The organism is Streptococcus nasisuis (assembly GCF_040836615.1).
GTDB lineage: Bacteria > Bacillota > Bacilli > Lactobacillales > Streptococcaceae > Streptococcus > Streptococcus suis_V.
Genome location: NZ_CP162268.1, coordinates 484,482 through 509,988, shown reverse-complemented (window position 1 = coordinate 509,988; position 25,507 = coordinate 484,482). Strand labels below are relative to the sequence as shown.

Genomic DNA, 25,507 nt, shown 5'->3' with positions numbered 1-25,507 from the left:
TTATGGGAATTGTCTGACAACTCTTATTTAAAATAATTCTAAATAAGTATTGACTTCTTTATTTAGAATTGTTATAATTAACTTATCCTAAGAGATAAGGAACTTGAAACAATGTTAGACAAATTAAAGAAAAATATCCATATCATCACGACTGCACTCTGTCTCTTCTTCATTATCGTTGGTATCATCTTGCTCAACACAGGACAAGAGGCACTTGCAGCACCTTCCTTCATTTTGGCCTTTGTCATCGGTGGCTACCTGTCTGCCAAGGCAGGACTTTCTGAGCTGATTTTCGACAAGCACCTGTCTGTCGACGTTCTCATGATTTTGGCAGCCATCGGCTCTGGCATTATCGGCTACTGGATGGAAGGTGCCCTGCTCATTTTTATCTTCTCCCTTTCTTCTACTCTGGAAGAATTGGCCATGGAAAAGAGCAGAAATGCTATCGCCTCACTCATGAATATGACACCGCCAACTGCACGAAAAGTCGATGAAAATGGTGAGATTACTGTTCTGGATACGGCATCTATTCATGTCGGTGATACCATTCAGGTTCGTAAAGGCGACACCGTTCCACTTGACGGCACCTTGCTCAGCCCTCAGTCTATTTTTGATGAATCTATGATTACTGGTGAACCATTGCCTGCGGAAAAAGTAGAAGGCGCGACGGTCATCGGAGGGACCATCAACCAAGGTCCAACTGTTCTGGTGCAAGTAACTGCCGAAAAGGGCGACGCCCTTTTTGATAAGATTGTTCAGATGGTGGAAAACGCCCAAGAGAACAAGTCAAAAACAGCTACTTTTATTGAAAACATGGAAGATACATACGTCAAGATTGTGCTTGCTGTAGTTCCACTGTTCATCCTCTTTGCTCATTTTGCTTTGGGCTGGGAATGGTTGACCGCCTTCTATCGCGGTATGATTTTATTGACGATTGCTTCTCCTTGCGCCTTGGTGGCATCTTCTTCTCCAGCTACCTTGGCAGCCATCAGCCGAGCTGCTCGTAAGGGCATGATTATCAAGGGCGGTGATATTGCAGATAATATCGCTGGACTGGAAGCCATTGTCTTTGACAAGACAGGCACCTTAACCATCGGGAAACCTCAGGTTGTCGATGCTACTTATCTTGGGGATCAAGATTCGATCAAAGAGGTGGTCCAAGCTGTCGAAAAACAATCTAGCCACCCGATTGCTCAGGCCCTCATGACCTATACGGCTGACAGCTCTGCCATTGACCTAGAAGACATCCAAGACATTACAGGAAATGGATTTAGCGCTCGTTACCAAGGGCAAAACTGGAAAATCGGTAAAGCAGACTTTGTCCTATCCCAACTGGCACAGCCCCTGTCTGTGGACCTTCGCAACCAAATCCACGCTGCTGAAAGCACTGGTAAAACGCTGGTCTATGTCAGTCAAAATGATGCAATCGCTGCTATTTTCTTTATCGAAGATAGCCTCAAACCAGAGAGCAAACAACTGATTGCCCAGCTCAAGGAAATGGGCGTCACTCCCATCCTCTTGACGGGCGACCAAGAAAAAACTGCCCGCTATGTAGCCAGTCAAGTCGGTATCGACCGCGTCATTGCTAACTGCCTGCCGACGGACAAGGCCTCTGTCATCCAAGAGCTGCAAAAGGAATTTTCAGCTGTCGGTATGGTCGGCGACGGTATCAACGATGCTCCCGCTCTAGCTCAAGCCAATGTCAGCTATGCCATGGGGTCCGGTACGGATATCGCTATGGAATCAGCCGATATTGTCCTCATGGAAGATTTGACCCGCATCCCTTATTCCATTCGCCTGTCCAAGAAAATGCGGACCACTATCAAGCAAAATATCGTCTTTGCTCTGGCTGTCATTGCTGTTCTCATCATTTCCAACCTCTTCCAATCCATCAACCTCCCTCTCGGCGTTGTCGGACATGAAGGCTCAACCATTTTAGTGATTTTGAATGGGTTGAGATTACTGTATTTTAAATAGCTGAAAACCGCCAGGTAGTTGGCGGTTTTCTTTTGTGATTTTGAATTTAGAAAAACTTGCCAAAAATGACAAGTTTTCCTTCAATTTACCCAAAAGATTTATCTATCAACTCCAGCATCCTGCCTTCTTTGGCATATGGAACAGTATCCACTTGTAAGAAGTTTTTCCGACTGATGGTGTCAGGTAGGGTGCCAAAGATGAACTCCAAAGCGATCTTATGGATAATAGCCGTTGGCGCAAAGCCATATACTTGCTCTTCCAAGATATGCTTGAGCCGATCATGCCTTTCTGGAAAGGCTGCTTGTAAGCCTTGGCTATTATAGAGGCGTTTGACCAACTCTGTGATATAGAGGCCTGACTTCATATAGAGGTCAATAAAAGTTTTGGACGGGTCATCGAAGATACCAGGATTTTCCTTTTCCAACTCATCCACCATTTTCTGAACAAGCTTCTTCGGTGTGAAGATTTGGTTGGTCTTTTGAGGTGGAATATAGTCAAAGATGTCTTCTGTCCTATCTTCAAAATAGTTTGCCAGCTCTGCTTTTTTCCGTAAAAATTCTTGGATGGCCTGATCAAAGGTCGGCTGGTCAAAGAGGTGGCCGGCAAATTCAGGTCCACCATCACGCAAATAACGGAACTGGTTAAGGTTGATGCCCGTTACCTCGATAAAGACTTCATCTGGTACGTAGCTATCGAAGTTTGCTAGGGTCAGATGTTCATCGCCATAAGCCATGATGAAGCTTGGAATGGTGCGTGCAAAACCACGTAAGTGACCGCGAATCTCGTCCTCAGCCTGAGCCTTGGTGCGTTCTCGCTGTTTGACTTCCTGTTGTTTGACCAGATCATGCGGCAAATCCTGCACTTTTTCTGCCAGCCGTTGCCGTAACTCTGCTTGATGGGCTTGGTGCGCTTCTATCTTCTTGACTTGATAGGCCTGCTCCAGTTCCTCTTGTTGCTGACTATCCACCGTTTCCTTCAAGGCTTCTTGGTATTCATTTTCGAGATGAGCCTGCTGAATATCAAATTCTTTTTCGCTACGCTGGATGAGGGTCTCAATCTCCGTATGAATCTGTTTCTCAATTTGCTTACTTTCCCGATTGGTCAAGTCATAGCCAGCAGTTAGGTCTGCCACCAAGGTAGAAGATATTTCTTTCTGAACAGTTTTTACAAAAGCCTTGTCAACGGTTTCCACCTGGTCAACCATCTCTTCCACCGTATCCAACAAGTCATAAACTTTTGTCCCAAAAAGGACTTCCTGACGGTTGATGACCAAGTCTTCTGCCACCTGAACCTGTCCTTCTTCATCCACCTCAATATCTGGAAATTCAAGTGTGTCAGGTGCATGACTGATTTTCCCTTGTTGCTCAACAGGCAGTTCATCCAAGATGTCCAAGACCAGCTGACTAGCACGGAAAATACCAGCAATATTGTCAAATAGGAAGTTGGACATAAAGCCACGCTTGATGACTTCTGCTGCACGTATCTGGCTTGGAATGGTCATGACTGCCTGAGCGTCAATTTCCACCATCTTGCCTTCCCTATCTTCTGCGATAACTGGGAAGAAGTTGAGCAGGTTGCGGATATTTTCTTCTCTGGTTTGACTGGTTCCTGCACCGCCAGCAGTCGCTAGACTGAGATTGTTGGCAAAGTCACTAAAGAGTGACAGGGTTCGCTCAGGAGCAAAATCAAAGACATAGGCCCGCTCTTTGCGGTAAACCTTGTCTCCTTCCACCCAACTGTAAGGGTTTTGGGCACGAAAGGCAGCCTGCATATAGAGGGCTGGAGATTGAAGATTGCTCAGCATCAAGACTGCTGTCCACTCTGGAATGGTCACACCAGTCGTCAACTGACCGACAGATAGGGTGATGGTATAGTCATGTTCAGCAATGGCCTTCCTAACCATATCGAGTGATTTGCCATTTGCTTCAGTATCCTCAACTTCTCGTTGACTGGCAGAACCTGCAGCCAGCACAATCTTATACCGGTCAAAGGTTGGATGGTCTTCCAACAAGTCTTTCAAGGCCTTGGCAGAGGCCACTCGGTCTAATAGCCAAAAGCTGTGCTTGATTTCTCGGCGTAGCTCCCTAGTTGAAAATGGGTATTTTTCACTAGAGGTCAAGGTGTTCAGCCATTCTTTGACTTCTCTCTCATGGATAAAGCTACCTGATTCATTGGTCGCAAAAAATTCATTCAAGTCAAAGGCAAAATCAACCGTTTCACTGCCAAAATCCGCACCATCTCGAACCCTGTCCGTGATCATCTTGGACATCTGGTAGGTAAACATGTTGAGCTGGGGAAGGTTTTCATAGGGATTTTCTTGCTCGGAGCTTGTGAGCCAATCTTGCTTGGCAGCCTGCTCATCCGCATAGGACCAGTTGTATATCTGGTTTTCCGCAAACTTGCCCTTGGCTAGCGCCTTAAAGGGAGTCCCTGACAAGTGGAGGGTAAAGTTGCGCTGGATTTGGTGAAAGGCAACATCTGTTTTTTCCGTATCCACTCCTTCATGGGCCTCATCAATGACCAAGAGATCCCACTGGGTCTTGGCTACCCACTGCAATTTATCATAAGCTCCGCCGAAGTATTTGGATCCTTTCAAATCTTGAAGACTTAAAAAGGCGATTTCCTTAGCGTCTTCCTCGGTAAAGAGGAGTTTATGGAAGTCCTCTCGTGATAGGGCTGGTCTGCCCTTGAGGGAATCCGATTCTGAAACGAATTTATAGGAGGTCGTGCCAGCGATAAACTTATGAAAATCATCAAACCAAGAATTGGCGATGGCTGGGCGGTTGGTCACAATCAAGACTCGGTCACAGTTGAGTCGTTTGACTAAGTCATAGGTGGCTAGGGTCTTGCCAAAGCGTGGCTTGGCGTTCCAGAGAAACTCTTTCTTGCGTGCGTCCTGATTGGTCTGGATATAGGTCAAGGTTTGCTGGACAGCTTCTTCCTGCTCCTGTCTGAGCTGGTAGTCTACCTGCTCCCCAGGCTGGTAACCTGAAACATCATGACGGACAAACCTGTCAAATAGGAGGTTGGCCTGTTCTGGATGCCCATTGAAATAAAACCACTCGGTCTTGGGACGGCGTTCGATGGCATGGAAATTCAAAAACTGGTGAAAATCGTGGTCTTTAAAGGGCTTGCCCTTGTCTGGCTCTTCGATGTACCTAGCCTCTTGCTGCCACAAAATAGACGGCTCAATCCCCGCCGTGTGGGTCTGCTCCTTAATCCTCTGCTCCACCTGACGCTCGGTATAGCCAATCTTGATCCAGCCGTCATTGGTCGTCACATGGGGTGTGGTATAGGCGTAGATTTTTGGAGAAATCTCTTCTGAAGTTTTAATCAAAACGGACATAGATTACCTCTTGTTTGCATTAAATCTTAATCATTTGTAATCGTTTAGTTTGTATCAGTCGTGTTAATAAGTTCTTTCCGTGATCTTTATTATCTAAAGTTTGACCGTATTTCTCAATCAACCGTGAAATCGCCATAATTTGTTCATGCTCAATTTCATGACTTTTGCTTTTATCATAAATACTATAAAAGAAAATTAAGCTAAGATTTGGATTGGAGTATAAATCATAGTAATCAAACAACTGCTGAAAATAGGCATAATCCGCTTCTGCTAGAGAATGACCATAGAACTTAATAGTTTGAATATCTTTTGTATAAATATCACGACCCTCACCTATTTTTTCAAAACCTTGTGTATAGGATTTTAATGTACGATATGTCTTTGTGAATCGATATTCCAATTCACTAGCTTGAAACAATGAATGATCCACACCAAAAATAATATTTGAAAACCTCAAACCTTCATCATCTGGAATTTTACCATGTACGTCCAAAAATTTTACTGGAGAGAATTTCGGCCGAAACATTTGAGACCAAAGTGATGAGTAATTAAAACTAAGTAAATGATAAGGAATTGGGACAGCAGTAAATATTTCCTTTTCTGGGTCAACCATCCTTCTCAAAAGACTGTTTATTTTTTCATTGTAGTTTGGAGTTTCAGACAATCTATATCGTAAAAAGCATTGAAAGTCGTATTCCAATTCATTTAATTCATGTAGCAAAACATCTGCAACTAAAGACTGAATATCCTCTAATTCATATTCAACAACATTATCATAGATTTCTTGAATCTTTTGATAAGATTCCGTTTCTGGAAGTTGTAGTAAAGTCAAATCTTTTTTAACCAACACATATGCTAATTTTGCAAAAAAGTTAGTCTGACTCCCCTGCATACTTGGAACTCTGTAAACCGTTTGCTTTCCAAGGGAAACTATTTTTCTTTTCTTGTACTTAATGACACTTGCAATATTATAAATGAGATGTTCTTCTTTCAAATAATGAGCAATCATACTTTCAACGTTTGACCAATTTCGATTTTCCAACATTTTTTCATGTAGAAAAATTTGATACCAAATATTTACAAACGAATAAACTTCTTTTCCACTATGCTCGAACCAATTAGTGCTATAAAAATCAAATCTATTCTCAAACCTATCAGCTACAATACTCAAATCAATTTCTTCTGTATCGATAGATAGCTCACTTTTTTTCTGCGAAAAAACATATTTTAAAAAGTTTTCATATGTCGTTTCGAGACCACATTGTAAATCCAGACCATTCCCAACCACAAATAATTCAGTGGCTACTTGCTGATTGTCTGTCATCAGTCCATCTCCCTAACTTTGGATTCAATAAAGTCAATCTCTTCCTGAGAAAGGCCGTATTTTTTATACAACTGCGCGTCAATCTCCGCCACCGACTGGGACCAGTCGATGTCCGAGCTTGACGTAAAATCTTGGAGAGGGACGTTTTCAAAAACTTCTTTATTTAGCCTTGATGTTGCCTTTAAAGTTCCAATCAAAAACCTTGAAAATTTGCACTTTAGATATTTGCTCAAATTTTCTGCTTCTTCTAAACAATCAAAATTTCCAATCGAAATAAACGTTTGAGTAAAACCCTCATATGGATGAATTATTTTGGGTTGTCCAATAATATTTACAATTGTTGATCCAAGTTTTCCAGCTCCCCCGTTGGTAGCTCCTAATATTACTTTATACCGAGGCAAATTTACTTGAGAGCTGTCAATATATTTGTTATGTATAAATCGAAAACTTAAATTCCCATCTCTATCATTTCCCCAAATTTTAATAAAATTATCATCTAACTTTGAATCCATAAAAAATGAAAAATCTTTTTGAAGAATTGATGTTATTAATCTTCTTTCAGATCCAATTTTCTTAGAATCATCCGGAAAATCTTGCACTAATTTAGAGAGATCAAATTTAGATTGTAAGGTAACACTATTCATTAAAGAATGCTTCCTTGGAATCGTCTGTACTTTATTTACAATCGTTCTCATTCTTTCATCAGCATAAAATTTTACAATTGGATTTCCTGGTTTCTCAATATTTCTAATAGTAATGACAAGAGAACTAGAAAGGCTAGTATTTGTAAATATTTTCCTGGAATCCGGTTCATACATCACAACTCTCAGATATCTATCAGTAAGCATTTTATTATTCCATGCTTTGGGCGTCTTTCCTGCATTAAACAGAAACTTTCCTGGAGTAATAAAGATTCCTATTTTGCCAATTTTATAACCTGACTCCATAAATAAATTATAGATTTGCTTATCACTTGTACCTTCCAATTCTTCCTGATACGGTGGGTTTCCAATGACAACATCAAATTTCATAGGGCTTTCTCCTTGTGATAGATGCTCAAAATCTATCAACTTATTTGTTTTCCAATCTTTGATTTGTGCCTTTTGTGGCTGGCTGGTCTGCTCTGCTATTTCCTCAAAAAGGCTGAGTTGAACAGCTTCCTTTGCTTGCTGGGAGTAGGGGCTGGTATAGGTCAGGCCGTCCATCTGCAGGACATTGTAGGAAATAATCTGGGCAATGGTCTGTTTCTGGCTGGGGCTGGGTTCCTGGTCAAACTTGGCTTGATAGTAGTCGATGAAGCTGGCTAGGAGGTTTTCTCGCGCCAAGAGCAGGGAATCTCCTTGATATTCATAACCATAGGCGTTCTGGTAGGCAGTCACTGCTCCTTGGAACCAAGCTTCTTCCTCGTGGACTTCCTCAGATAGACGATGGAGCTTGCGGTCCAAAAAACCGACCCGCTCTTCAAGGTCGAGAGCTTGTCCAGTCACGGTATCGTAGCGGGAGACCATGTAAGGGGCTTCCCCGCAGGTGATTTCCAACCATTTGAGGTCCAGGTAGGTCTCTAGGTCTTGGTCTTGGAAGTCTTGGTCCACGGCATCAATCTGCTGTTTGACCAACCAGGTTGGGGTGAAAACTTCTGCTCGAACTTTAGTACGGTCTTTTTGCTCGTACTTGGACTTTTCTGAGCGTGGCTGGATGAGGTTGGCATAGGGACCCGTCACTTTACTTGGGGTGATGCGATCATACAAGCCAAACCCTTTTCCCAATAACTCATAGGAATGGGTCGCCCACACAATGGACTTGTTGGTCGTTCGATCTTTCAAGAGGGTCCGAAGAAGACCAGTGGACTCTCTTGCTAATGATTCTTCGCTAATATCTATGGTCGTCATATGGCACCTTTTCTCTTTATTTACCTTCTATTATACCATTTCTTTACAAGTAATAAAATCGTTTTCAGAGGAGTGTAAAAAATAAAAAAAGCATTGGGTGTGAAAAGAACCTCCTTATATGAACAGTATAAGGAGGTTCTTTTCAGGGCTTTTTCTTTTTTTAATAAGTAGCCAGACGTTTTTCCAAGCGTAACTGCCCCACAGCATAGAGTGTACAAATGACCCAATAAATCAAGGCTACGCAGATATAGACCGTCATGTAGTCAGACTTAGCACCGCCGACTATCTTGGCCTTGTTGAAAATTTCAGGCACTGTAATCATAGCTGTCAGAGAGGTACTTTTTACCATATCCAAGAGAACATTGCTCAATGGAGGGAGAGCAATTCGGAAGGCTTGGGGAATAATGATTTTTCGATAAATCACATTGGTCTTGAGGCCCAGACTGCGTGCCGCCTCCCATTGACCCTTATCAATAGCCGACAGGGAAGAACGGATGATTTCCGAGATGTAGGCCGATGACATGGAAGTAAAGGCAATGATGGACGCTGATATCGCATCCAGCTGAATGCCCATAAAGGGCAGACCAAAATAGATAAAGAAAAGCAAGACCATAAGCGGAATACCCCGCATGAGGGAAATATGAGCCATAGCCAACCAGCGGAGGACGGCAAGCTTAGACATACGCATCAAGGCTACAAAAAAGCCACAAAAGGTCCCTAGGGCAAAGCCGATAAGAGAGAGAGCCAATGTATAGGGCAAGCCCTCTAGAATAAGCGGAATAGCCTCAAAAGCTAGTTTTGGATCAAAAACTCCCTGCCAATTGATAGACATAGAGAAATACCATGGAGGCGCCGACCAGGTCAACACCCGTCCTTTCTTTACTAGATAAAAAGGTAGGAATCACTTCCAACCTTTCTGATGTTTAGTCAACGTCTACTACTGGCAACTCATCTGCACCTTCAGCAGGTTTGGTCAAGTCTTGTCCAGCATAGTGTTTTTCAGAGATAGCTTTCAAACTACCATCTTCCTTCATTTCTTTGATGACCTTATCCAACTCTTGCTTCAAGCTGTCATCTTCCTTGCTCATGACAATCACAGATTCGTTTGGATTGTAACGAACATCACCCATCTTCACTTTGATATCTGGGAATTTTGCAGTAATCATCTTAACTGCGACCACTTGTGTGAAGTAGTCATTTGGAATAAAGTCTGTTCGACCAGTGGATACATCGCGAAGGTAAACGTCGTTGGTTACGTTATCGTAGATAACTGGCTCTGCGCCTTGCTTTTCAGCAATCTTCATGAAGGTTGTACCAGCACCACCACCAGCTTTTTTACCCTTCCAGTCTGAAAGGTCCTTTGCGGTGATGTTTGATGAACCATCTTCACGGACAATCATACCAGATACAGAATACTTGTAAGCCTCAGAGAGGTTGTATTTTTCCTTACGCTCAGCTGTTGGCTGCAGGTTGTTTACTGAAACATCTACCTTGCCTGAGTCTACTGATGTCAGAGCTTCTGCTACACCGATTTCTTGGAATTCAATTTCGAGATCCAAGCGCTTGCCGATTTCCTTCATCATATCGACTTCATAACCGACCAATTCCTTCTTGTCATTGTAGTATGACGTTGGGAAAAGCGTACCTGGGGTCGCAACTTTCAAGACACCTGCTTCCTTGACTTGTTCCCATTTGGTTGGTTCTGCAGCTGCTTCTTCTGTCTTCGAAGCGTTGCTTGAGCAAGCTGCCAGCGTTAGTGTAGATACAAGAAAGGCTGATGCCAACAATTTTTTCAACATGTCAATCTCCTCTGGAAGTGACAAACTTCCTTTTTATTTATTTTTGGTGTTAACCCACCAACTTTAATAGGGTAACATTTTGAAAAAGATTTGGCAAGAATTTGGTACCGTTTTTTGTAGCATTTACATTCTAAACAAATGGGCATCTTCCAAGTCCTGGGCTAACTGTAAAAGGATATCTTCTCGGCCCTTAGCTGCTGTCAATTGGACCCCTATCGGTAGGCCTTCTTTGGTAACATGCGTCGGCAAGCTAATGGATGGTTGACCTGTAATATTGGCCTGTTGCGTAAAGGGAGTAAGAGCGAGACTGTCCGCAAACATCTCCCAAATCAAGTCCTGCTGAGCAGCCATTGAATATTCCTGGGTCTGCTTGAGGCGGGTTTCTAAATCAACAGACGGCTGAAATTGACCATGAAGAGGAGCCACATCTGCCACCGTGGGAGTCAGGAGAATATCGTAGGTCTGGTGAAATTCCTGCATGCTGGCACTGTAGCGGTCCCAATCCTGTAAAACCTTTGAATAAAGCTTGGCCGGTATGGTTTGACCGCTCTGATAAATGGCCCAGGTCATGGGCTCCATGTCATCCAGAGTCATTGGGCGTCCAAAAGCCGCTTCAATTTCATCAAACATCTGAGCAGTCTCTACGCTATTCATAATATAATAGGACTGCATCACTTCACTCCCGTCCAAGGGCTGTCGCTGTAATTCCTCCACTTGATGACCCATCCCTAGAAGGTGGTCGACCAGCTGAAGAACCGCCGTCTGCGCTTCCAGACTAACCTTGCTACCAATAGGGGACTGACAGGTAAAGGCAATTTTCAAAGGGCGATTAAGAGGCCTGAAAATCGACTCTTCCGAAAGGGTTGCCAAGGGAAAAGGCGCCTCAACCTGATAGGTTTGAAAATGATAAAGCAGCCGCTTGGTGTCCCGCACGGACTTGGTCAAGGCAAAGTTGCTAGAAGCCCCCTGCCAACCTCGGAAAGACTTGGGACCAACAGGAATGCGCCCACGACTGGGCTTGAGACCAATCAAACTATTGAAGGACGCGGGAATCCGAATGGAACCACCACCGTCCGATGCTGCCGCAATGCTGACCATTCCAGAAGCCAGGGCTGCAGCTGCTCCTCCGCTTGAACCGCCAGCATTGCGCTTGACATCTGATGGGAGATTAACCGGACCATGGACCAGAGCATCCGAGATATTTTTAAAGCCAAACTCCGGAGTATTGGTCCGACCCAGAATAATAAAGCCCAGGTCCTTGAGAGCTTGCACATACCTATCCGTATGGCCGACCGAATGCCCCTGAAACAACCGAGAACCCGCTGAAGAGGGATGCCCCTTTTTATTTTGCCCTAAATCCTTTAACAGCAAAGGAACCCCAGCAAAAGGTTTACCCAAAAAACCTTGCTCTTCTGCCTCAGCTAGAGCCTGGTCATACTGGGTGTAGACCACCGCATTAAACTGCGGATTTAGCACCTCTATCTTCTTGATAGCCTCTTGGACCAGTTCCTTGGCCGAAACCTGTCCGCCATTGACAGCCTGAGCCTGAGCTGTCGCATCCATCCATTCCATATCTATACCTTTCTCTTTTGTAAATAGCAGAGCTGCTAGCTAGCCTGAGGGCAAAACTTGATACGACTATATGCCATACTTCTCCTGAAACTCCTTAATTCCTCGTCCCAGGTCCATAAAGTCAGCCATATTGTCCGACGAAGGATAATAGTTTGAAAGCCTAGCACCATTTCTCTCTAGGACGACTTCAATTCGCTTCTGCATATCCTCGACTGTCAATTCACGACCAACCAGGTCTGAGAGATTGGCCATAGAATCTGGATTGACCTGGGGATAGCGGTCTAGTATCGGTTGACCACCACTACTCTCCTGGTAAAAATCAGCCACCAGCTGGCCTCGAGCTGCTTGATTGCCATGAACACTGATATAGGCTGAAATAGCAATGGCCTGCTTATAGACCCGCTGGGCCAAGCCAGCAAACTTCCGCCCCTGGATAGACAAATCATAGGTGCCTGGGCAGTAGGAAGTCGCTATTTCGCCACTCTCCACTTGAACTGGAAAATCCGCCAAAGACTGGCTAATCAAGTCCACCATGACCTGATAGCTTTCGTGGAGGTTGACCTGATGCCCTTGAGCATTCGGCAAAATCAAGGTCAGATTGAGTACGCCTTGGTCAGCCACCACTGCCAAACCACCCAGACTACGGATAATAGGGCTGTAGCCAGCCTGTTTAATATGAGCCAGACCAGCCGCCAAGTCCGGCACCTGACTGTCCATCATACCCAATATGACCGTAGTATCCATGGGCCAGTAGTGCAGAATGCCTTGCTGGGTCTGTCGATTGACCTCGCGCAAAAAGACTTCTGTCCAGACCAAGGGGCCCTGCTTACTCCCTGCCAGACCCGAACGGTCCTGGTATTTTTTCAGGTCAAGACCAGTCAACCACTTGTCCATCCGTAATCCCTTTCATTTCTACTAATGCTCTTATTTTACCATAAGACTGTTGGAACTATTTGAAAAAAAATACTGATATAGAAAAAGAGGTTTGATATAACATCCAACCTCGCATTATTTAATTTGATTTTTCATTGAGTATGATACAGAAAAAGGACTGGCAGTGCCAATCCAATCTCTCTTATAAATCTTCAAAAGCGTCCTTGACCTTGTCGAAAAAGCCTTTTTTCTGCGGATGCACATTGATATTGCCTGCTGCCGCAAAGTCTTTTAAAGCTGCTTTCTGGCGGTCATTGAGCCCTGTTGGTGTCACTACATTGACAGTGACATACTGGTCACCCATGGCACCCCCGCGGATACTTGGCGCACCCTTGCCTTTAAGACGGAAGGTCTTGCCTGTCTGGGTTCCTTCCGGAATAACCATATCCACATCACCATGAACCGTTGGCACATGGACGGTGTCACCTAGTGCAGCTTGAACAAAGTTGAGGTCCAATTTGTAAAGAATGGTCGTACCTTCACGCTCAAATTTATCCGATGCCTCGACTTGAACGACTACATAGAGATCTCCGTAAGAGCCTCCGTTAAATCCAGCTTCACCTTGACCAGCCAGACGGATACGCTGACCAGTTTCGACACCTGCAGGAACCTTGACCGTAACAGTGTGAGCCTGTTTCTCATGACCAGTTCCACGACAGGTCGTACACGGATCCTTAATCTGCTTGCCACGACCGTGACAGACATCACAGGTCATCTGACGGCGCATGGTTCCAAGTGGTGTCTGTGTATCAACATTGATAACACCAGAGCCATGACAGCGTCCACAAGTTACAGGACTGGTCCCAGGTTTGGCACCCGAACCAGTACAGGTACGACAAGTTGCCTCACGGTTGTAGGAAACTTCTTTTTCAGCACCGAAAATAGCCTCTTCAAATTTCAAATTGACACGGTACTGCAAATCATCTCCCTGACGAGGTGCATTAGGATTACGTTGAGCAGTTCCACCGCCGAAGAAACTAGAGAAGATATCCTCGAAACCGCCGAAACCAGCACCGTCAAAGCCACCAAATCCGCCACCGCCGAAGCCACCATTGGCTCCAGCCGCACCAAATTGGTCATAAGAGGCACGTTTTTGAGGATCGCTCAAGGTCTCGTAGGCCTCTTGAACTTCCTTATATTTATCTTCCGCACCAGCATCCTTGTTAATGTCTGGGTGATATTTTTTTGATAGCTTACGATAAGCTTTTTTAATTTCGTCCTGTGAGGCGTCCTTAGAGACGCCGAGACGATCATAGTATTCTGTATTGTTCATATAAGATACCTTATCTTTTATTTTTGATAGTTGCCTTAGGCTGCGGGGACGCTGTGAGCTTTTCCTCGCTTATGGCTAGAGGTTTCTTATTGTCAACTTTGTTGCCAATAAAACCTCTTCCCTAAGTCTCAAAAATCTCTCTAGCTAAGTTTCAAGCCTAAGGTATTGAAACTTCCCGAAATACCACAGCGGCGGTAACTATCGTTTTAGCGACCCCTGGTCGCTCTTGCTGACGCACATTACCCAAAAACAGAGGCTGGGTTGCAACCTCTGTGATTGGAAATTTTATTGACGAATGATTTCTATTCTCGGGTAGATGAGAACTGAGTTCGAGCTAAGAACTTCAGAAAAAAGATAACTTTCCTTGTTCTAGATACTCAAAGAAATTCAAGACTAGGCTAGGCAACTGGACGAAGATTGAACTGGAGTTCATCGAGGAGAGTTAACGAAGCCTAGTGAAGAATTTCGAGGAGTACTACTTTTCAGTAAACTCGCCGTCTACCACATCATCGCCTGCATTGTCAGCAGTTTGTGCACCCTCTTGGCCTGCGGCTGCTTGTTGTGCTGCTGCGGCTTGCTCATAGAGTTTCACTGCAAGGGCTTGGGCTTTTTCGTTGAGGTTTTCAAGTTTAGCCTTCATGTCGTCCAAGTTGTTTGCTTCTTGAGCTGCTTTCAACTCGTCAAGAGCTGCTTGGGCTTGGTCGCGTTCTGCGTCGAAGCCTTTGCCTTCAGTTTCTTTCAGAGTTTTCTCAGTCGCAAAGATTGCTTGGTCCACATCGTTACGAAGGTCCACTTCTTCCTTACGTTTCTTATCTGCTTCAGCGTTAGCTTCTGCATCTTTCATCATGCGGTCGATTTCTTCATCTGTCAAACCTGAGTTAGACTGGATAACGATAGTTTGTTCTTTTTGTGTACCAAGGTCTTTGGCTTTTACAGAAACGATACCGTTCTTATCGATATCAAATGTTACTTCGATTTGTGGAATACCACGAGGTGCTGCTGGAATGTCAGTCAATTGGAAACGACCAAGAGTCTTGTTGTCCGCTGCCATTGGGCGCTCACCTTGAAGCACGTGGATGTCAACAGCTGGCTGGTTGTCTGCAGCAGTTGAGAAGACTTGTGATTTAGAAGTTGGGATCGTTGTGTTGCGGTCGATGAGTTTTGTAAATACACCACCCATTGTTTCAATACCAAGTGATAATGGTGTTACGTCAAGAAGGACAACGTCTTTCACATCACCAGTGATAACACCACCTTGGATTGCCGCACCCATAGCAACGACTTCGTCAGGGTTTACAGATTTGTTTGGTTCTTTGCCAGTTTCAGCCTTAACAGCTTCTACAACAGCTGGGATACGAGTTGAACCACCAACAAGGATTACTTCGTCAATTTCTGACAAGCTAAGGCCTGCATCTGAAAGGGCTTGACGAACTGGAGTCTTTGTACGTTCTACAAGATCGTAAGTCAATTCATCAAATTTCGCACGAGTCAATGTCATTTCCAAGTGAAGCGGACCAGCTGCACCTGCAGTGATGAACGGCAAGCTGATTTGAGTTGAAGTGACACCTGAAAGATCTTTCTTGGCTTTTTCAGCCGCATCTTTCAAACGTTGAAGGGCCATCTTGTCAGCTGACAAGTCGATACCGTTTTCTTTCTTAAATTCTGCTACCATGTGGTCGATGATCTTTTGGTCAAAGTCGTCACCACCGAGCTTGTTGTCACCTGCTGTTGCAAGTACATCGAAGACACCGTCACCAAGCTCAAGGATTGATACGTCAAAGGTACCACCACCAAGGTCGAATACCAAGATTTTTTCATCTTTGTCAGTCTTGTCTAAACCGTAAGCGAGGGCTGCTGCAGTTGGCTCGTTGACGATACGTTCTACTTCAAGACCAGCGATTTTACCAGCATCTTTGGTTGCTTGACGTTGAGCATCGTTGAAGTAAGCAGGAACAGTGATAACGGCTTTAGTTACTTTTTCACCAAGGTACTCTTCAGCGTAGCCTTTCAAGTATTGAAGGATCATTGCTGAGATTTCTTGTGGTGTGTATTCTTTGCCATTTGCTGAAACTTTTTCAGAAGTTCCCATTTTTGATTTGATAGAGATGATGGTATCTGGGTTGGTTACTGCTTGGCGTTTTGCCGCATCACCAACGATGATTTCACCATTTTTGAAAGACACAACAGACGGAGTTGTGCGGTTTCCTTCTGGGTTTGCGATAATTTTTGATTCAGTTCCTTCAAGAACTGCAACTGCTGAGTTTGTTGTACCTAAGTCAATACCGATAATTTTAGACATGTGTGTTACCTCTTTTTAAGTTTTTTCTACTACATCATTAGTTAGGTTTTACCCTATATAATATTTTCGCAGTAGCTGACTGAACTTTCTACGCCTGATAGGCTATGAAAATTCTAGTCAGCCTTGCGGGGGGTGCGTCAACGAAATCAAAGATTTCTGACTTACCGCCTAGTTTAATGACATTTCGGTCAGGTTGTTCGACGCATGAAGATATAGTCATCTTCAATGTTGTTTGATTCTTGAAAGCCGAACTTCTTCCAGAAATTTCTAGCTTCCAAATGTTCTTTATGAACTGGTAGGGAAATTTGGGCTAGACTGTACTCTGTTTTCAGATAGTCTATACAGACTTCTACTGCTTTTCTCCCAAGCCCTTTTCTTTGATGTTGCTTATCAATTACAAAATTGATGATTTCACCATTTCTGTCTTTGCAGTAAAGCGAAACGTAGCCTATCAAATCCATCCCATTGTAAATGGCTTTCGGATGCGAGAACGGTCGGAGACTCCAAGCCTCTGCCAATGAAAACTCAACTGAATCGACATAATCTTCTTTAGATATACCAGAATCAATATGTAAGCAATCGTAAAAATTTTCATCGCTAATTTCGCGTAGCTCTATCATTTATTCCGACACCACCACCATAGCCGGTCTCAACAGACGTTCATGCAGCTTGTAGCCTTTTTGGAAGACTTGTGCGATGTGTTCTGCTGGGCAATCGTCTGTAGCTGGGACTGTTTGAATGGCCATGTGAAGATTTGGGTCAAAGACATCGGTTGCGACTTCTTCCACCCCTTCTTCTTTGAGGGCTTGAATCAAGCTTTCCTGTACCATTTCCAAGCCTTTTTTTACATCTTCTGTCAGACCTTCGACTTGAAGGGCACGTTCCAAGTTATCCAAGCTCGGCAAGATTTTCTTGGCCAAGTCTTGCGAACGGTAACGCTGAATGGTTTGGCGTTCCTCGTTGGCACGGCGTTGGATATTTTGCATTTCAGCGTGGGCACGGAGGTACTTGTTTTCAAATTCCTCTGCCCGCTCATTTGCCAAATCCAATTCTGATTTTTCAGTCGTTTCCACAACTTCTTCTGTTATTTCAACCTCTTCTACAATTTCTTCATTTTTGATTTCTTCTGACAAAGCATTCTCCTTCTAATTGACTTCATAATGATTACTGCTCAAATATCGGTAGTAATCGGTTAATTTCATAAATAGGACGCGACTGATGATGTTGATTAAGCTCATCTGCCTACGATAGTCCATGTCAACAGGACCAAGCAAACTCATCTGAGCCATGCCCCGATAGGGGATTGGAAAGCGATGATGAATCACCGTTATGTCTGCAAGAGCAGGTTCTCTATGTTCCGCCACTGTGATACTGGTCTGCTGTTCCTGCTCCAGCCCCTGCCGCAACTCGCTAGCAAGTACCTGCGGACTATCCAAGAGCTGGTAGGTAGCGAGATTGCCATAGGTCAGCGAGGCTACCTTGCCACCGATAAAGACCAATTCTTGGAAGAGGCTGGAAAAAATATATTCCATCAAATCCAAAACATTGTCCGTCGTGGTAAAGTAACGCTGAACAATCTGAGGCACTTCCGTCCGCAACTTATAATGAATGTTCAAGACCGTCTGATCCAGAAATCGTTCATTGACCAAGCGCTTGAGCACTTCCAAATCGCGCCCCAAGAAATTCTTGGGGATGGCAAATTGAACAGTGACAGGTTTGGACTGGTCCAGAGTTAAGACTGCCAGAGCATCGTGGCTGCTGAGCTGCACGATGTCAAAGGAAGTCAGCTGCTGACTGGTCGGTTCCACATCTAAAATGACCGAGGTGTAGCCTGTCAAATCCGCTAGAACCTGACTTGCCCGCTCCAAGATGTCCTCCAGCTTGAAGGCTTCAAAGTCGAAGGCCTTAACCACCTGATAAACATCTTCTTCATCAATGTGTTCCAGATTGAGCGAGTGGTTGACAAAGTATTGAAAACCAGCCCTACTGGGCATCCGACCACTTGATGTGTGAGCCTTTTCTAGCAAGCCCAACTGCTCTAGCTTGGCCATATCATTGCGAATAGTAGCAGAGCTAGAAGCAATCATTTCCTGCAAGGCCTTAGAACCAACTGGCTCATGATGACGCGTAAACAATTCAACAATCAGATTCAAAATATCATTTTGACGTTGGGTAATCATCTCCGCTCCTTTCATGAACATGGTTGATTTCTTAGCATTAGCACTCTTGTATGTCGAGTGCTAATATTTATACTCCCATTATACGCCGAAAAAATAGATTGTCAAGAGAAAAAGACAAAAAATTAGCACTCTTTTGCTTAGAGTGCTAAAAATCAGTCTGAGGACCTAGTTTCCAGTCTTCATCATACGATAAAAACGCAGGCCAAGTATAGTTAAGAGGGGCAAATAGAGAAGAGAAATAGCTAGAGCTAAAATCGGACTGTGTCTAAGGAAAATCGGCAAGGTCAATCCGTAAACAGCCAAAATAAAGAGATAGCGCTGTTTGAAAATCCGTGACACCATGGCCTTCTTTGTCTTTAGATCACTGTATAATTCTGTATCCCCTCCTCCCTTTTTTCTAAAGATACCAAAGTGATTACAGTCCGTGACATGTTCCCAACCATAATCATGATACATCTGTTCATAAACAGCTTGCTCTTCCTTCTTTTCTGGTCGAAAATCCACTTGATAGACCACATTTTCTGGTGGGCAGGATTCAAATACATACCACATCCCCATTTGGATTTCTACTAATGCCCATCCCTTATGATGCATAGTGCTCAGGTAAGCTGCTTCCTGTTCAAAATCTGTGATAAAAAACACTTTCCATTCTGTCTTAGTTTCCATAACTTTCCCCCTTACTATTTCGATAAAGTCGTTCAATTCGAGCCAATTCTATATCCAGAATTTCTCGACCCGTTGCTGTTATTTGGTAAAACTTTCGCTTGTCTTCTTCTCTGACAAAGGCAATCAAGCCATCCTTTTCCATTTTCGACAGGGTGCCGTACATGGTTCCAGGACTAATCACGACCTGACCTGCCGTGACTTCCTTAGTCTTCTGTGTAATATCGTAACCATGTCGTTCCTGCTGTAAATGAAAGAGAATATAGAAGGCTGTCTCTGTCATGGGAACATAGACACGTTTTAACTTATCGTTCATAAAACTCCCTTCGCACTGCGATATATCGTACTTCGATATGTAAAGTATATCGCATCTCGATATACATGTCAAGAAAAAAATCAGAGAAAACTCCCTGATTTCATTTCTTGATTATTTTAGAAAATGGTGTTTTATGTGTCGTAATAAAGTTTTCAAGCCAGCTAGCATCATCGCTCTCCGTCGCTACTTCTTCCCTTTCCTCATCCGTGTCTTGTTCTTCATCGTATGAAAAATCGACTTTTCCAAACAGAACTACCTTGCCCTCCGTTTCAGAACTTGCTGAATTGCTATTAGTTGTTAGAAGCCCAAAAGTTACAAAACCTAGCATTGCAAGAGCACCTAAAACAAGTAATTTCTTCATCATTATTTCCTCCAAGATAATTAAGAAACTGTATTCACAGTTCAGCACTTCTAGCTAAGGCTAGTTTTTCAGCTACTCATCGTTCTTTTTTTCAAAATACAGTCAGTATTCCCTCAAAAAACTGCCTTGATTAGCGAAAACCCATCTCTTCTCTAAAAGCACTTTTCTTATGAATACAGTTTCTAAACATTGTTTTGTAAAGTTGTAAAACTTACTAGTATTATCTTACAGGAAATGACGAGCCGCTTAAAATTCATTACATATCTGTAACTTTCTCAATTTCCTTATTGACCTGGTGGATTAAATCATAGCAATCTAAAAATTTGGCAATATGCAGGCATTCCTTCATTATTTCTAGGCCACCATCATTTCCATTCATGTAGGACAAGCGTGCTTTTAGGAGCTTAAGCAGCAAGCGATCCCGCATATTCTTTTCCATGATATTGACAGAGTCAAGAATTTTGAGAAAGCGAATCGCAGCAATCTCCTCTCCCCTATCTAACAAAGTGCTCGAAATATTGATGAGTACCTTATAGACATTATCTCTGTTTTCTGTGATATCCATATAAAACTTTGTTCGATTGAGGACTTCCATTCCCAGAACTTCCAACATCTTGCTAGGAAGACCTCTGCTACAATTTCCGAAAATCCAGAGTTCAAATTTCCCCCAATCATCTATGGACATTAAATAGTCCGATAGAATAGCTTTTTCATCCTCAGAAACATCATAATCAGGATCGCACCATTGTTGCTTGAAAATATGAAAGGCCGCAACCATCACCCTATCAAACGGACGTCCATCCCTATCATACTCTGCTTGATGGTACAAAATTCTATCATCCATATACTGAGCATTATGACTATAAACTGCACGGACAAATTCCTCTGATGAAAACAAATTATCTATCTGAAAGTAGGACTGGTAGAGGGTAGAAAATTCGCCCTCTACCACATTCATCCGTCTCAAGCAATAAAAAAATGTATCTACAGAAAGATTGCTCTTTCCATTTTCAAAGCGTGATAACTGAGCAGGTGTCACGAAATCCCCTGCCACTTCTTTTAGAGACATATTTTTTGATTCACGAATGATTTTAAAAATTTTTCCGTAAGTTCCCATTATATTCTCCACGCGTTACATTTATGTAACGAAATTCGCTAACTTTTGAATCTAGTATATCATAGATTTATCATTTTTTATAGAAAGGCAGGTAGTTATGTCATCTCTCTTATCTACCCAAGAATTATCAAAGCAATATGGAAAACAAAAGGCCGTTCAGCAGGTTTCTTTAACGATTAATAAAGGAGAAATCTGTGGCTTAGTCGGTGAAAATGGTGCTGGGAAAACAACGCTTCTCCGAATGTTATCGGGCCTCATTTCCCAAACTTCAGGTACCATTACTAGTTCAAAAGATTGTCGTATTGGAGCTTTAATTGAATCCCCTGCTCTACAACCCAATTTATCTGCAATCGATAATCTTCGTTACATGGCTCTACAGTTAAACCTTAAGCAAGCTGATGAAAAAATATTAGAGACATTAGCAATTGTTGGTTTAGAGGATGTGGATCCTAAGAAAAAATCCAAAGATTTTTCACTGGGAATGCGTCAACGTTTAGCTATTGCCTTAGCTATTCTAGATAAGCCTGACTTTTTAATCCTAGACGAACCGATTAATGGTCTTGACCCTGTTGGAATCAAAGAAATGAGAAGCATTATTTTAAATCTTCGCAATCAATATGGGATGACCATCCTTATCTCCAGTCATATCCTATCAGAGCTTGAGATGGTGGTTGATCGATACATTATTATGCATAAGGGCCTTATCGTCAAAGAATTCTCAAAGCAAGAGCTTGAACAAACTTTAGAGGAACAACTCTATCTACAAACAAACAACCATCCTAAGACCTTTACTATCCTTGAAGAGCAGGGCATCGCTTACAAAATCGATAAGGATTATATCAGTCTGTCATCAGATACGAATGTTATGAGCCTCATTCATCTCTTGATAAACCATGAGATTGAGGTCAAAGAAATTTTTAAACAACAAATGTCATTTGAAGATTATTATCTGACATTGCTTCAAGAAGGAGAAGAGCATGATACATTACTTTAAAGCTGATTTATTTAAGATTCAAAAAGAACAGAGATTAACGATTTCATTGGGAATATTGGCTTTACTGTCCTTTTTATCCGCTTTTTTGTTGCATGGCAACGAAGACTTCACTAGCTCTTTTATTCAATTGCTTTCTCAATTTATCACACTATTTTTTATCGTCCCGACAAACCTATTCTTTGGAGAAGATTTTACTTACCGTACCATCAATCATATTATTATCAAGCAACAAACAAGAAAAAGGGTGTTTTTCTATAAAGTCTTAGCAACCCTTGTACTAGATCTCGCTTATATCCTTCTAGCCTATTTATTGAGTAGCAGTATTGGCTTACTTCTGGGTGACCCTGTTGATTTTGCAGTGATAATACAAAGTTTCATTGTTCAAACACCTTTATTTATCTGTATCTCTCTGTTATCCATCCTGATATTTGTCAAGTCCAATAAGGTCAATCAAGCCTATCTTGCCTTTAGTTTAATTAGCCTTCTTTTTGACAATATCTCCAACCTCATTACTGGTAACCTACTCCATATGAAATTACCAACAGATTATTTTCTATTTCTTTCGCTTCAACAAGGAGAACATATTTCAAGACTATCCATGGGCGTTAGCTTTATGGCTACTATACTATATCTCTATCTGAGTTACTTTATCTTCAGCAGGAAAGAGTTAAAATGATGTAACTTAGATTTCATATATAAAAAACAGGTATGTCACACATCCGAAAAAACGTATGACATACCTGTTTTCATTTCACATTTATTTCCCTTGGGCAATCAATTCTGCTCCACGTTGGCGGTAGGACATATCCCCAACCGCCTCAATCAAGAGCTTACCATTTTCGTATTTGAGGACGGTGATTGAACCGTTATCGAGAAAGACATTGGCACCACGCTCTGGCTCCAACAGATGAGCCAGGGTTGCAATGGTCATACCATGACTGACTACAAGGGCATTGCCCCCACCTTGCTTTTCCAAGTCTAGAGCAATCGATTCAAAACCTGTCAAAATACGATTGCTAAGCACTTCCCATGATTCAGACCAACCAGCTGTGTCTGCTTCTTGAATCCCTGTCGCTATTTCTGCAAATGACATTCCATTCGTATCCACAGTTCCTTTCAAGCGAGGAAGAACTCCTTGAAATAGTTCAGCATCATACATACCCTCAAAACTACCAAAACACCATTCACGGATGCGTTTGTCCTGATAATATGGAATTTTCCCTAATTTTTCCAATTCCCGCAAAGCAATGGTCATCGTTTGAACTGTTCGTCCCAAGTCGCTTGACACAGCTAATTTGAAATCAACTCCGGTATCTTTCAGTCCAAGCCCTAACTCACGAATACCTTCTTCTCCCTTTTTGGTAAGAGGCGTATCACACCAACCTTGTACCCGACCAATTGTATTAAACATCGTTTTTCCATGACGGGAAATGTATAATCTTACGTCTGCCATAGTATTCTCCTTGTCATTTCTTACTATATAGTATAACAAAAAACCGACTGCTTGGGCAATCGGTCTACGTTTTTTAATTCTTAAAACTATGAATTGGCGCAGGAATCTGACCACCTCGGTTGATAAAATCAACAGAAGATGCTTGGTTGACTTTCATAACAGGAGCTGTTCCTAGAAGACCTCCAAATTCGATCATGTCACCTTCCTTACCCAATGGAATAATACGGACTGCTGTTGTTTTTTGATTAATTACCCCAATGGCTGCCTCATCTGCAATCATTGCTGCAATGGTTTCGGCTGGAGTCGTTTCTGGAATGGCAATCATGTCCAAACCGACAGAACAAATCGCAGTCATAGCTTCTAATTTTTCAAGATTGAGCGATCCACTTTGTACCGCTGCAATCATCCCTTCATCTTCAGATACAGGAATGAATGCGCCGGATAAACCACCTACTTGGTTACAAGCCATAACCCCACCTTTTTTGACAGCGTCATTGAGCAAAGCCAGGGCAGCAGTCGTTCCGTGGGTACCGACTGTTTCCAGTCCCATTTCCTCTAAGACACGTGCCACTGAGTCCCCAACCGCTGGCGTTGGAGCAAGCGACAGGTCCACAATACCGAACTTGACACCCAGGCGTTCGCTAGCCATATTGCCGACCAACTGACCGATACGGGTAATCTTGAAGGCCGTTTTCTTGACGGTCTCCGCCACCACATCAAAGCTCTCACCACGGACTTTTTCAAGAGCACGCTTGACCACACCGGGACCTGACACGCCGACGTTGATGACCACGTCTGCCTCGCCGACACCGTGGAAGGCGCCCGCCATGAAAGGATTGTCCTCGACCGCATTGGCAAAGACTACAAGTTTAGCCGCCCCCATATCAGAAGCCTCCGCCGTCTCCTTGATGATCCGCCCCATGTCCCGCACAGCCGTCATATTGATACCCGTCTTGGTTGAGCCGATATTGACCGACGAGCAGACCTTAGAGGTTTGGGCCAATGCCTGCGGTATAGAGTTGATGAGGATTTCATCTCCTTTTTGGTAGCCCTTTTGAACGAGAGCTGAAAAGCCTCCGATAAAATCGATGCCGATCTCATGAGCCGCCTTGTCCAAGGCATGAGCCAAGGGAAGATAATCCGTCGCATCCGTCGATGCACCAATCAAAGCAATAGGCGTCACCGATACCCGTTTGTTGACAATGGGAATGCCCAATTCTGCCGCAATCTCATCACCGACTGCTACCAAGTTCTTGGCCTTAGTCGTAATTTTTGTATAAATCTTCTCCGCAGCCTTATCAATATCCGAATCAATACAGTCTAGGAGGGAAATTCCCATAGTAATGGTCCGAATATCGAAGTGCTGCTCCTCGATCATCTCAATGGTTTCAGTAACTTGTCTAATATCCATGGTCTACCTCTTACAAATTGTGCATCGCATCAAAAATTGCTGCACTTTGAATATTGATTTTAATGTTTAAAGCCTCACCGTAAGCTTCCAATTCTGCACGAAGCTTTGTAAAGTCCTTCTTTTCTTCGGCAGATACCACCGCCATCATAGTGAAATACTGGTCTAAAACGGTCTGTGAAATGTCATCGATATTGAGCCCCAAGGCCGCAAGTTTGCTTGCAACACCTGCCACGATACCTGTCTTATCTTTTCCTACAACAGTAACAATTGCTTTCATGTTTCTACCTCATAAAATTTTCTCCTATTTTACCACAAATAAGAGGAAAACGGAATTGCTAGGACATATTGACCTCGAAATGTTCGCATCTCCAGTTTATCTGAAAGACAAGGACAATCTCAAAAAATAGTCCTCACGGCTACTTACTTTCCTTTTTCTGAATAGTATGTTACACTGGAATGTACATTTATAACCTGTATGACTCCACAGTCTGGGAGAGACTGTTGGAAGTTGGAGAGGGAGCGAACAGAGTCCGTATCATTCGTTATGACTGGTTCGGAGCCTAAAACGCGAACAAACGGAATTTGCTACGCTACCTCAAT

At 43.1% G+C, this 25,507-nt stretch carries 22 protein-coding genes; 3 read left to right on the top strand and 19 right to left on the bottom strand.

Annotation, left to right across the window (positions count from 1 at the left end; genetic code table 11):
- The first annotated feature begins 111 nt into the window (after positions 1 to 111).
- Positions 112 to 1,977 carry a heavy metal translocating P-type ATPase gene (locus AB1F57_RS02635; RefSeq protein ID WP_167785879.1) on the top strand — a complete coding sequence of 622 codons (1,866 nt, stop codon included), beginning with the start codon at positions 112 to 114 and terminating at the stop codon, positions 1,975 to 1,977.
- Positions 1,978 to 2,062: 85 nt separating this feature from the next.
- Here AB1F57_RS02635 and AB1F57_RS02630 read toward each other — a convergent pair whose 3' ends face one another.
- The 16 genes from AB1F57_RS02630 to AB1F57_RS02555 form a co-directional block, all read right to left on the bottom strand.
- Positions 2,063 to 5,323 (bottom strand): DEAD/DEAH box helicase family protein, encoded by a 3,261-nt coding sequence (locus tag AB1F57_RS02630; RefSeq protein ID WP_367986046.1) that lies wholly within the window; start codon positions 5,321 to 5,323, stop codon positions 2,063 to 2,065.
- A 19-nt stretch (positions 5,324 to 5,342) separates the two neighbouring features.
- Entirely contained in the window at positions 5,343 to 6,647 is a 1,305-nt protein-coding gene (locus AB1F57_RS02625) for an AbiH family protein (RefSeq protein WP_170239258.1), read from the bottom strand.
- Complete coding sequence (locus AB1F57_RS02620) at positions 6,647 to 8,536, bottom strand: Eco57I restriction-modification methylase domain-containing protein (RefSeq protein ID WP_367986045.1); 1,890 nt, start codon at positions 8,534 to 8,536, stop codon at positions 6,647 to 6,649. The genes AB1F57_RS02625 and AB1F57_RS02620 overlap by 1 nt, the downstream gene beginning before the upstream one ends.
- Positions 8,537 to 8,696: 160 nt before the next feature.
- The gene (locus AB1F57_RS02615) at positions 8,697 to 9,368 is read right to left on the bottom strand and encodes an amino acid ABC transporter permease (protein ID WP_367986044.1); all 672 of its coding nucleotides are present in this window, start codon (positions 9,366 to 9,368) and stop codon (positions 8,697 to 8,699) included.
- A gap of 91 nt (positions 9,369 to 9,459) precedes the next feature.
- On the bottom strand, positions 9,460 to 10,335 hold the full coding sequence (locus AB1F57_RS02610) for a transporter substrate-binding domain-containing protein (protein ID WP_105138445.1): 876 nt from the start codon (positions 10,333 to 10,335) through the stop codon (positions 9,460 to 9,462).
- A gap of 123 nt (positions 10,336 to 10,458) precedes the next feature.
- Positions 10,459 to 11,907 (bottom strand): amidase, encoded by a 1,449-nt coding sequence (locus tag AB1F57_RS02605; RefSeq protein ID WP_174853282.1) that lies wholly within the window; start codon positions 11,905 to 11,907, stop codon positions 10,459 to 10,461.
- A gap of 66 nt (positions 11,908 to 11,973) precedes the next feature.
- Positions 11,974 to 12,801 carry a lipoate--protein ligase family protein gene (locus AB1F57_RS02600; protein ID WP_105138443.1) on the bottom strand — a complete coding sequence of 276 codons (828 nt, stop codon included), beginning with the start codon at positions 12,799 to 12,801 and terminating at the stop codon, positions 11,974 to 11,976.
- Between the two features lie 181 nt (positions 12,802 to 12,982).
- Complete coding sequence (gene dnaJ / locus AB1F57_RS02595; protein WP_170239381.1) at positions 12,983 to 14,113, bottom strand: molecular chaperone DnaJ; 1,131 nt, start codon at positions 14,111 to 14,113, stop codon at positions 12,983 to 12,985.
- A gap of 475 nt (positions 14,114 to 14,588) precedes the next feature.
- Entirely contained in the window at positions 14,589 to 16,412 is a 1,824-nt protein-coding gene (dnaK, locus tag AB1F57_RS02590) for a molecular chaperone DnaK (protein ID WP_105138440.1), read from the bottom strand.
- Between the two features lie 188 nt (positions 16,413 to 16,600).
- Positions 16,601 to 17,032 (bottom strand): GNAT family N-acetyltransferase, encoded by a 432-nt coding sequence (locus AB1F57_RS02585; protein WP_105138439.1) that lies wholly within the window; start codon positions 17,030 to 17,032, stop codon positions 16,601 to 16,603.
- Positions 17,033 to 17,545 (bottom strand): nucleotide exchange factor GrpE, encoded by a 513-nt coding sequence (grpE, locus tag AB1F57_RS02580; protein ID WP_105138438.1) that lies wholly within the window; start codon positions 17,543 to 17,545, stop codon positions 17,033 to 17,035.
- 12 nt (positions 17,546 to 17,557) lie between these two features.
- On the bottom strand, positions 17,558 to 18,592 hold the full coding sequence (gene hrcA, locus AB1F57_RS02575; RefSeq protein ID WP_367986329.1) for a heat-inducible transcriptional repressor HrcA: 1,035 nt from the start codon (positions 18,590 to 18,592) through the stop codon (positions 17,558 to 17,560).
- A gap of 165 nt (positions 18,593 to 18,757) precedes the next feature.
- Complete coding sequence (locus AB1F57_RS02570; protein ID WP_167785890.1) at positions 18,758 to 19,258, bottom strand: DUF2812 domain-containing protein; 501 nt, start codon at positions 19,256 to 19,258, stop codon at positions 18,758 to 18,760.
- Positions 19,248 to 19,571, bottom strand: a complete 324-nt coding sequence (locus AB1F57_RS02565; protein ID WP_167785891.1) for a PadR family transcriptional regulator — start codon at positions 19,569 to 19,571, stop codon at positions 19,248 to 19,250. The genes AB1F57_RS02570 and AB1F57_RS02565 overlap by 11 nt, the downstream gene beginning before the upstream one ends.
- A gap of 100 nt (positions 19,572 to 19,671) precedes the next feature.
- Positions 19,672 to 19,935, bottom strand: coding sequence for a hypothetical protein (locus tag AB1F57_RS02560; RefSeq protein ID WP_167785892.1), 264 nt, complete (start codon positions 19,933 to 19,935; stop codon positions 19,672 to 19,674).
- 253 nt (positions 19,936 to 20,188) lie between these two features.
- Entirely contained in the window at positions 20,189 to 21,049 is an 861-nt protein-coding gene (locus AB1F57_RS02555; RefSeq protein WP_167785893.1) for an Rgg/GadR/MutR family transcriptional regulator, read from the bottom strand.
- A gap of 97 nt (positions 21,050 to 21,146) precedes the next feature.
- On the opposite strand from AB1F57_RS02555, the gene AB1F57_RS02550 reads away from it, so the two are divergent.
- Positions 21,147 to 22,043 carry an ATP-binding cassette domain-containing protein gene (locus tag AB1F57_RS02550; RefSeq protein ID WP_167785894.1) on the top strand — a complete coding sequence of 299 codons (897 nt, stop codon included), beginning with the start codon at positions 21,147 to 21,149 and terminating at the stop codon, positions 22,041 to 22,043.
- Entirely contained in the window at positions 22,027 to 22,719 is a 693-nt protein-coding gene (locus tag AB1F57_RS02545) for an ABC transporter permease (RefSeq protein WP_167785895.1), read from the top strand. The genes AB1F57_RS02550 and AB1F57_RS02545 overlap by 17 nt, the downstream gene beginning before the upstream one ends.
- Positions 22,720 to 22,800: 81 nt before the next feature.
- Here the strand turns inward: AB1F57_RS02545 and AB1F57_RS02540 are convergent, their stop codons facing one another.
- The 3 genes from AB1F57_RS02540 to AB1F57_RS02530 all read right to left on the bottom strand — a co-directional run bounded on the left by AB1F57_RS02540 (position 22,801) and on the right by AB1F57_RS02530 (position 25,184).
- A complete protein-coding gene (locus AB1F57_RS02540; protein ID WP_167785896.1) occupies positions 22,801 to 23,496 on the bottom strand; it encodes a histidine phosphatase family protein in 696 nt (231 codons plus the stop codon).
- 73 nt (positions 23,497 to 23,569) lie between these two features.
- Entirely contained in the window at positions 23,570 to 24,907 is a 1,338-nt protein-coding gene (locus AB1F57_RS02535; RefSeq protein ID WP_167785897.1) for a PFL family protein, read from the bottom strand.
- A gap of 10 nt (positions 24,908 to 24,917) precedes the next feature.
- A complete protein-coding gene (locus AB1F57_RS02530; RefSeq protein ID WP_167785898.1) occupies positions 24,918 to 25,184 on the bottom strand; it encodes an ACT domain-containing protein in 267 nt (88 codons plus the stop codon).
- Positions 25,185 to 25,507 lie beyond the last annotated feature (323 nt).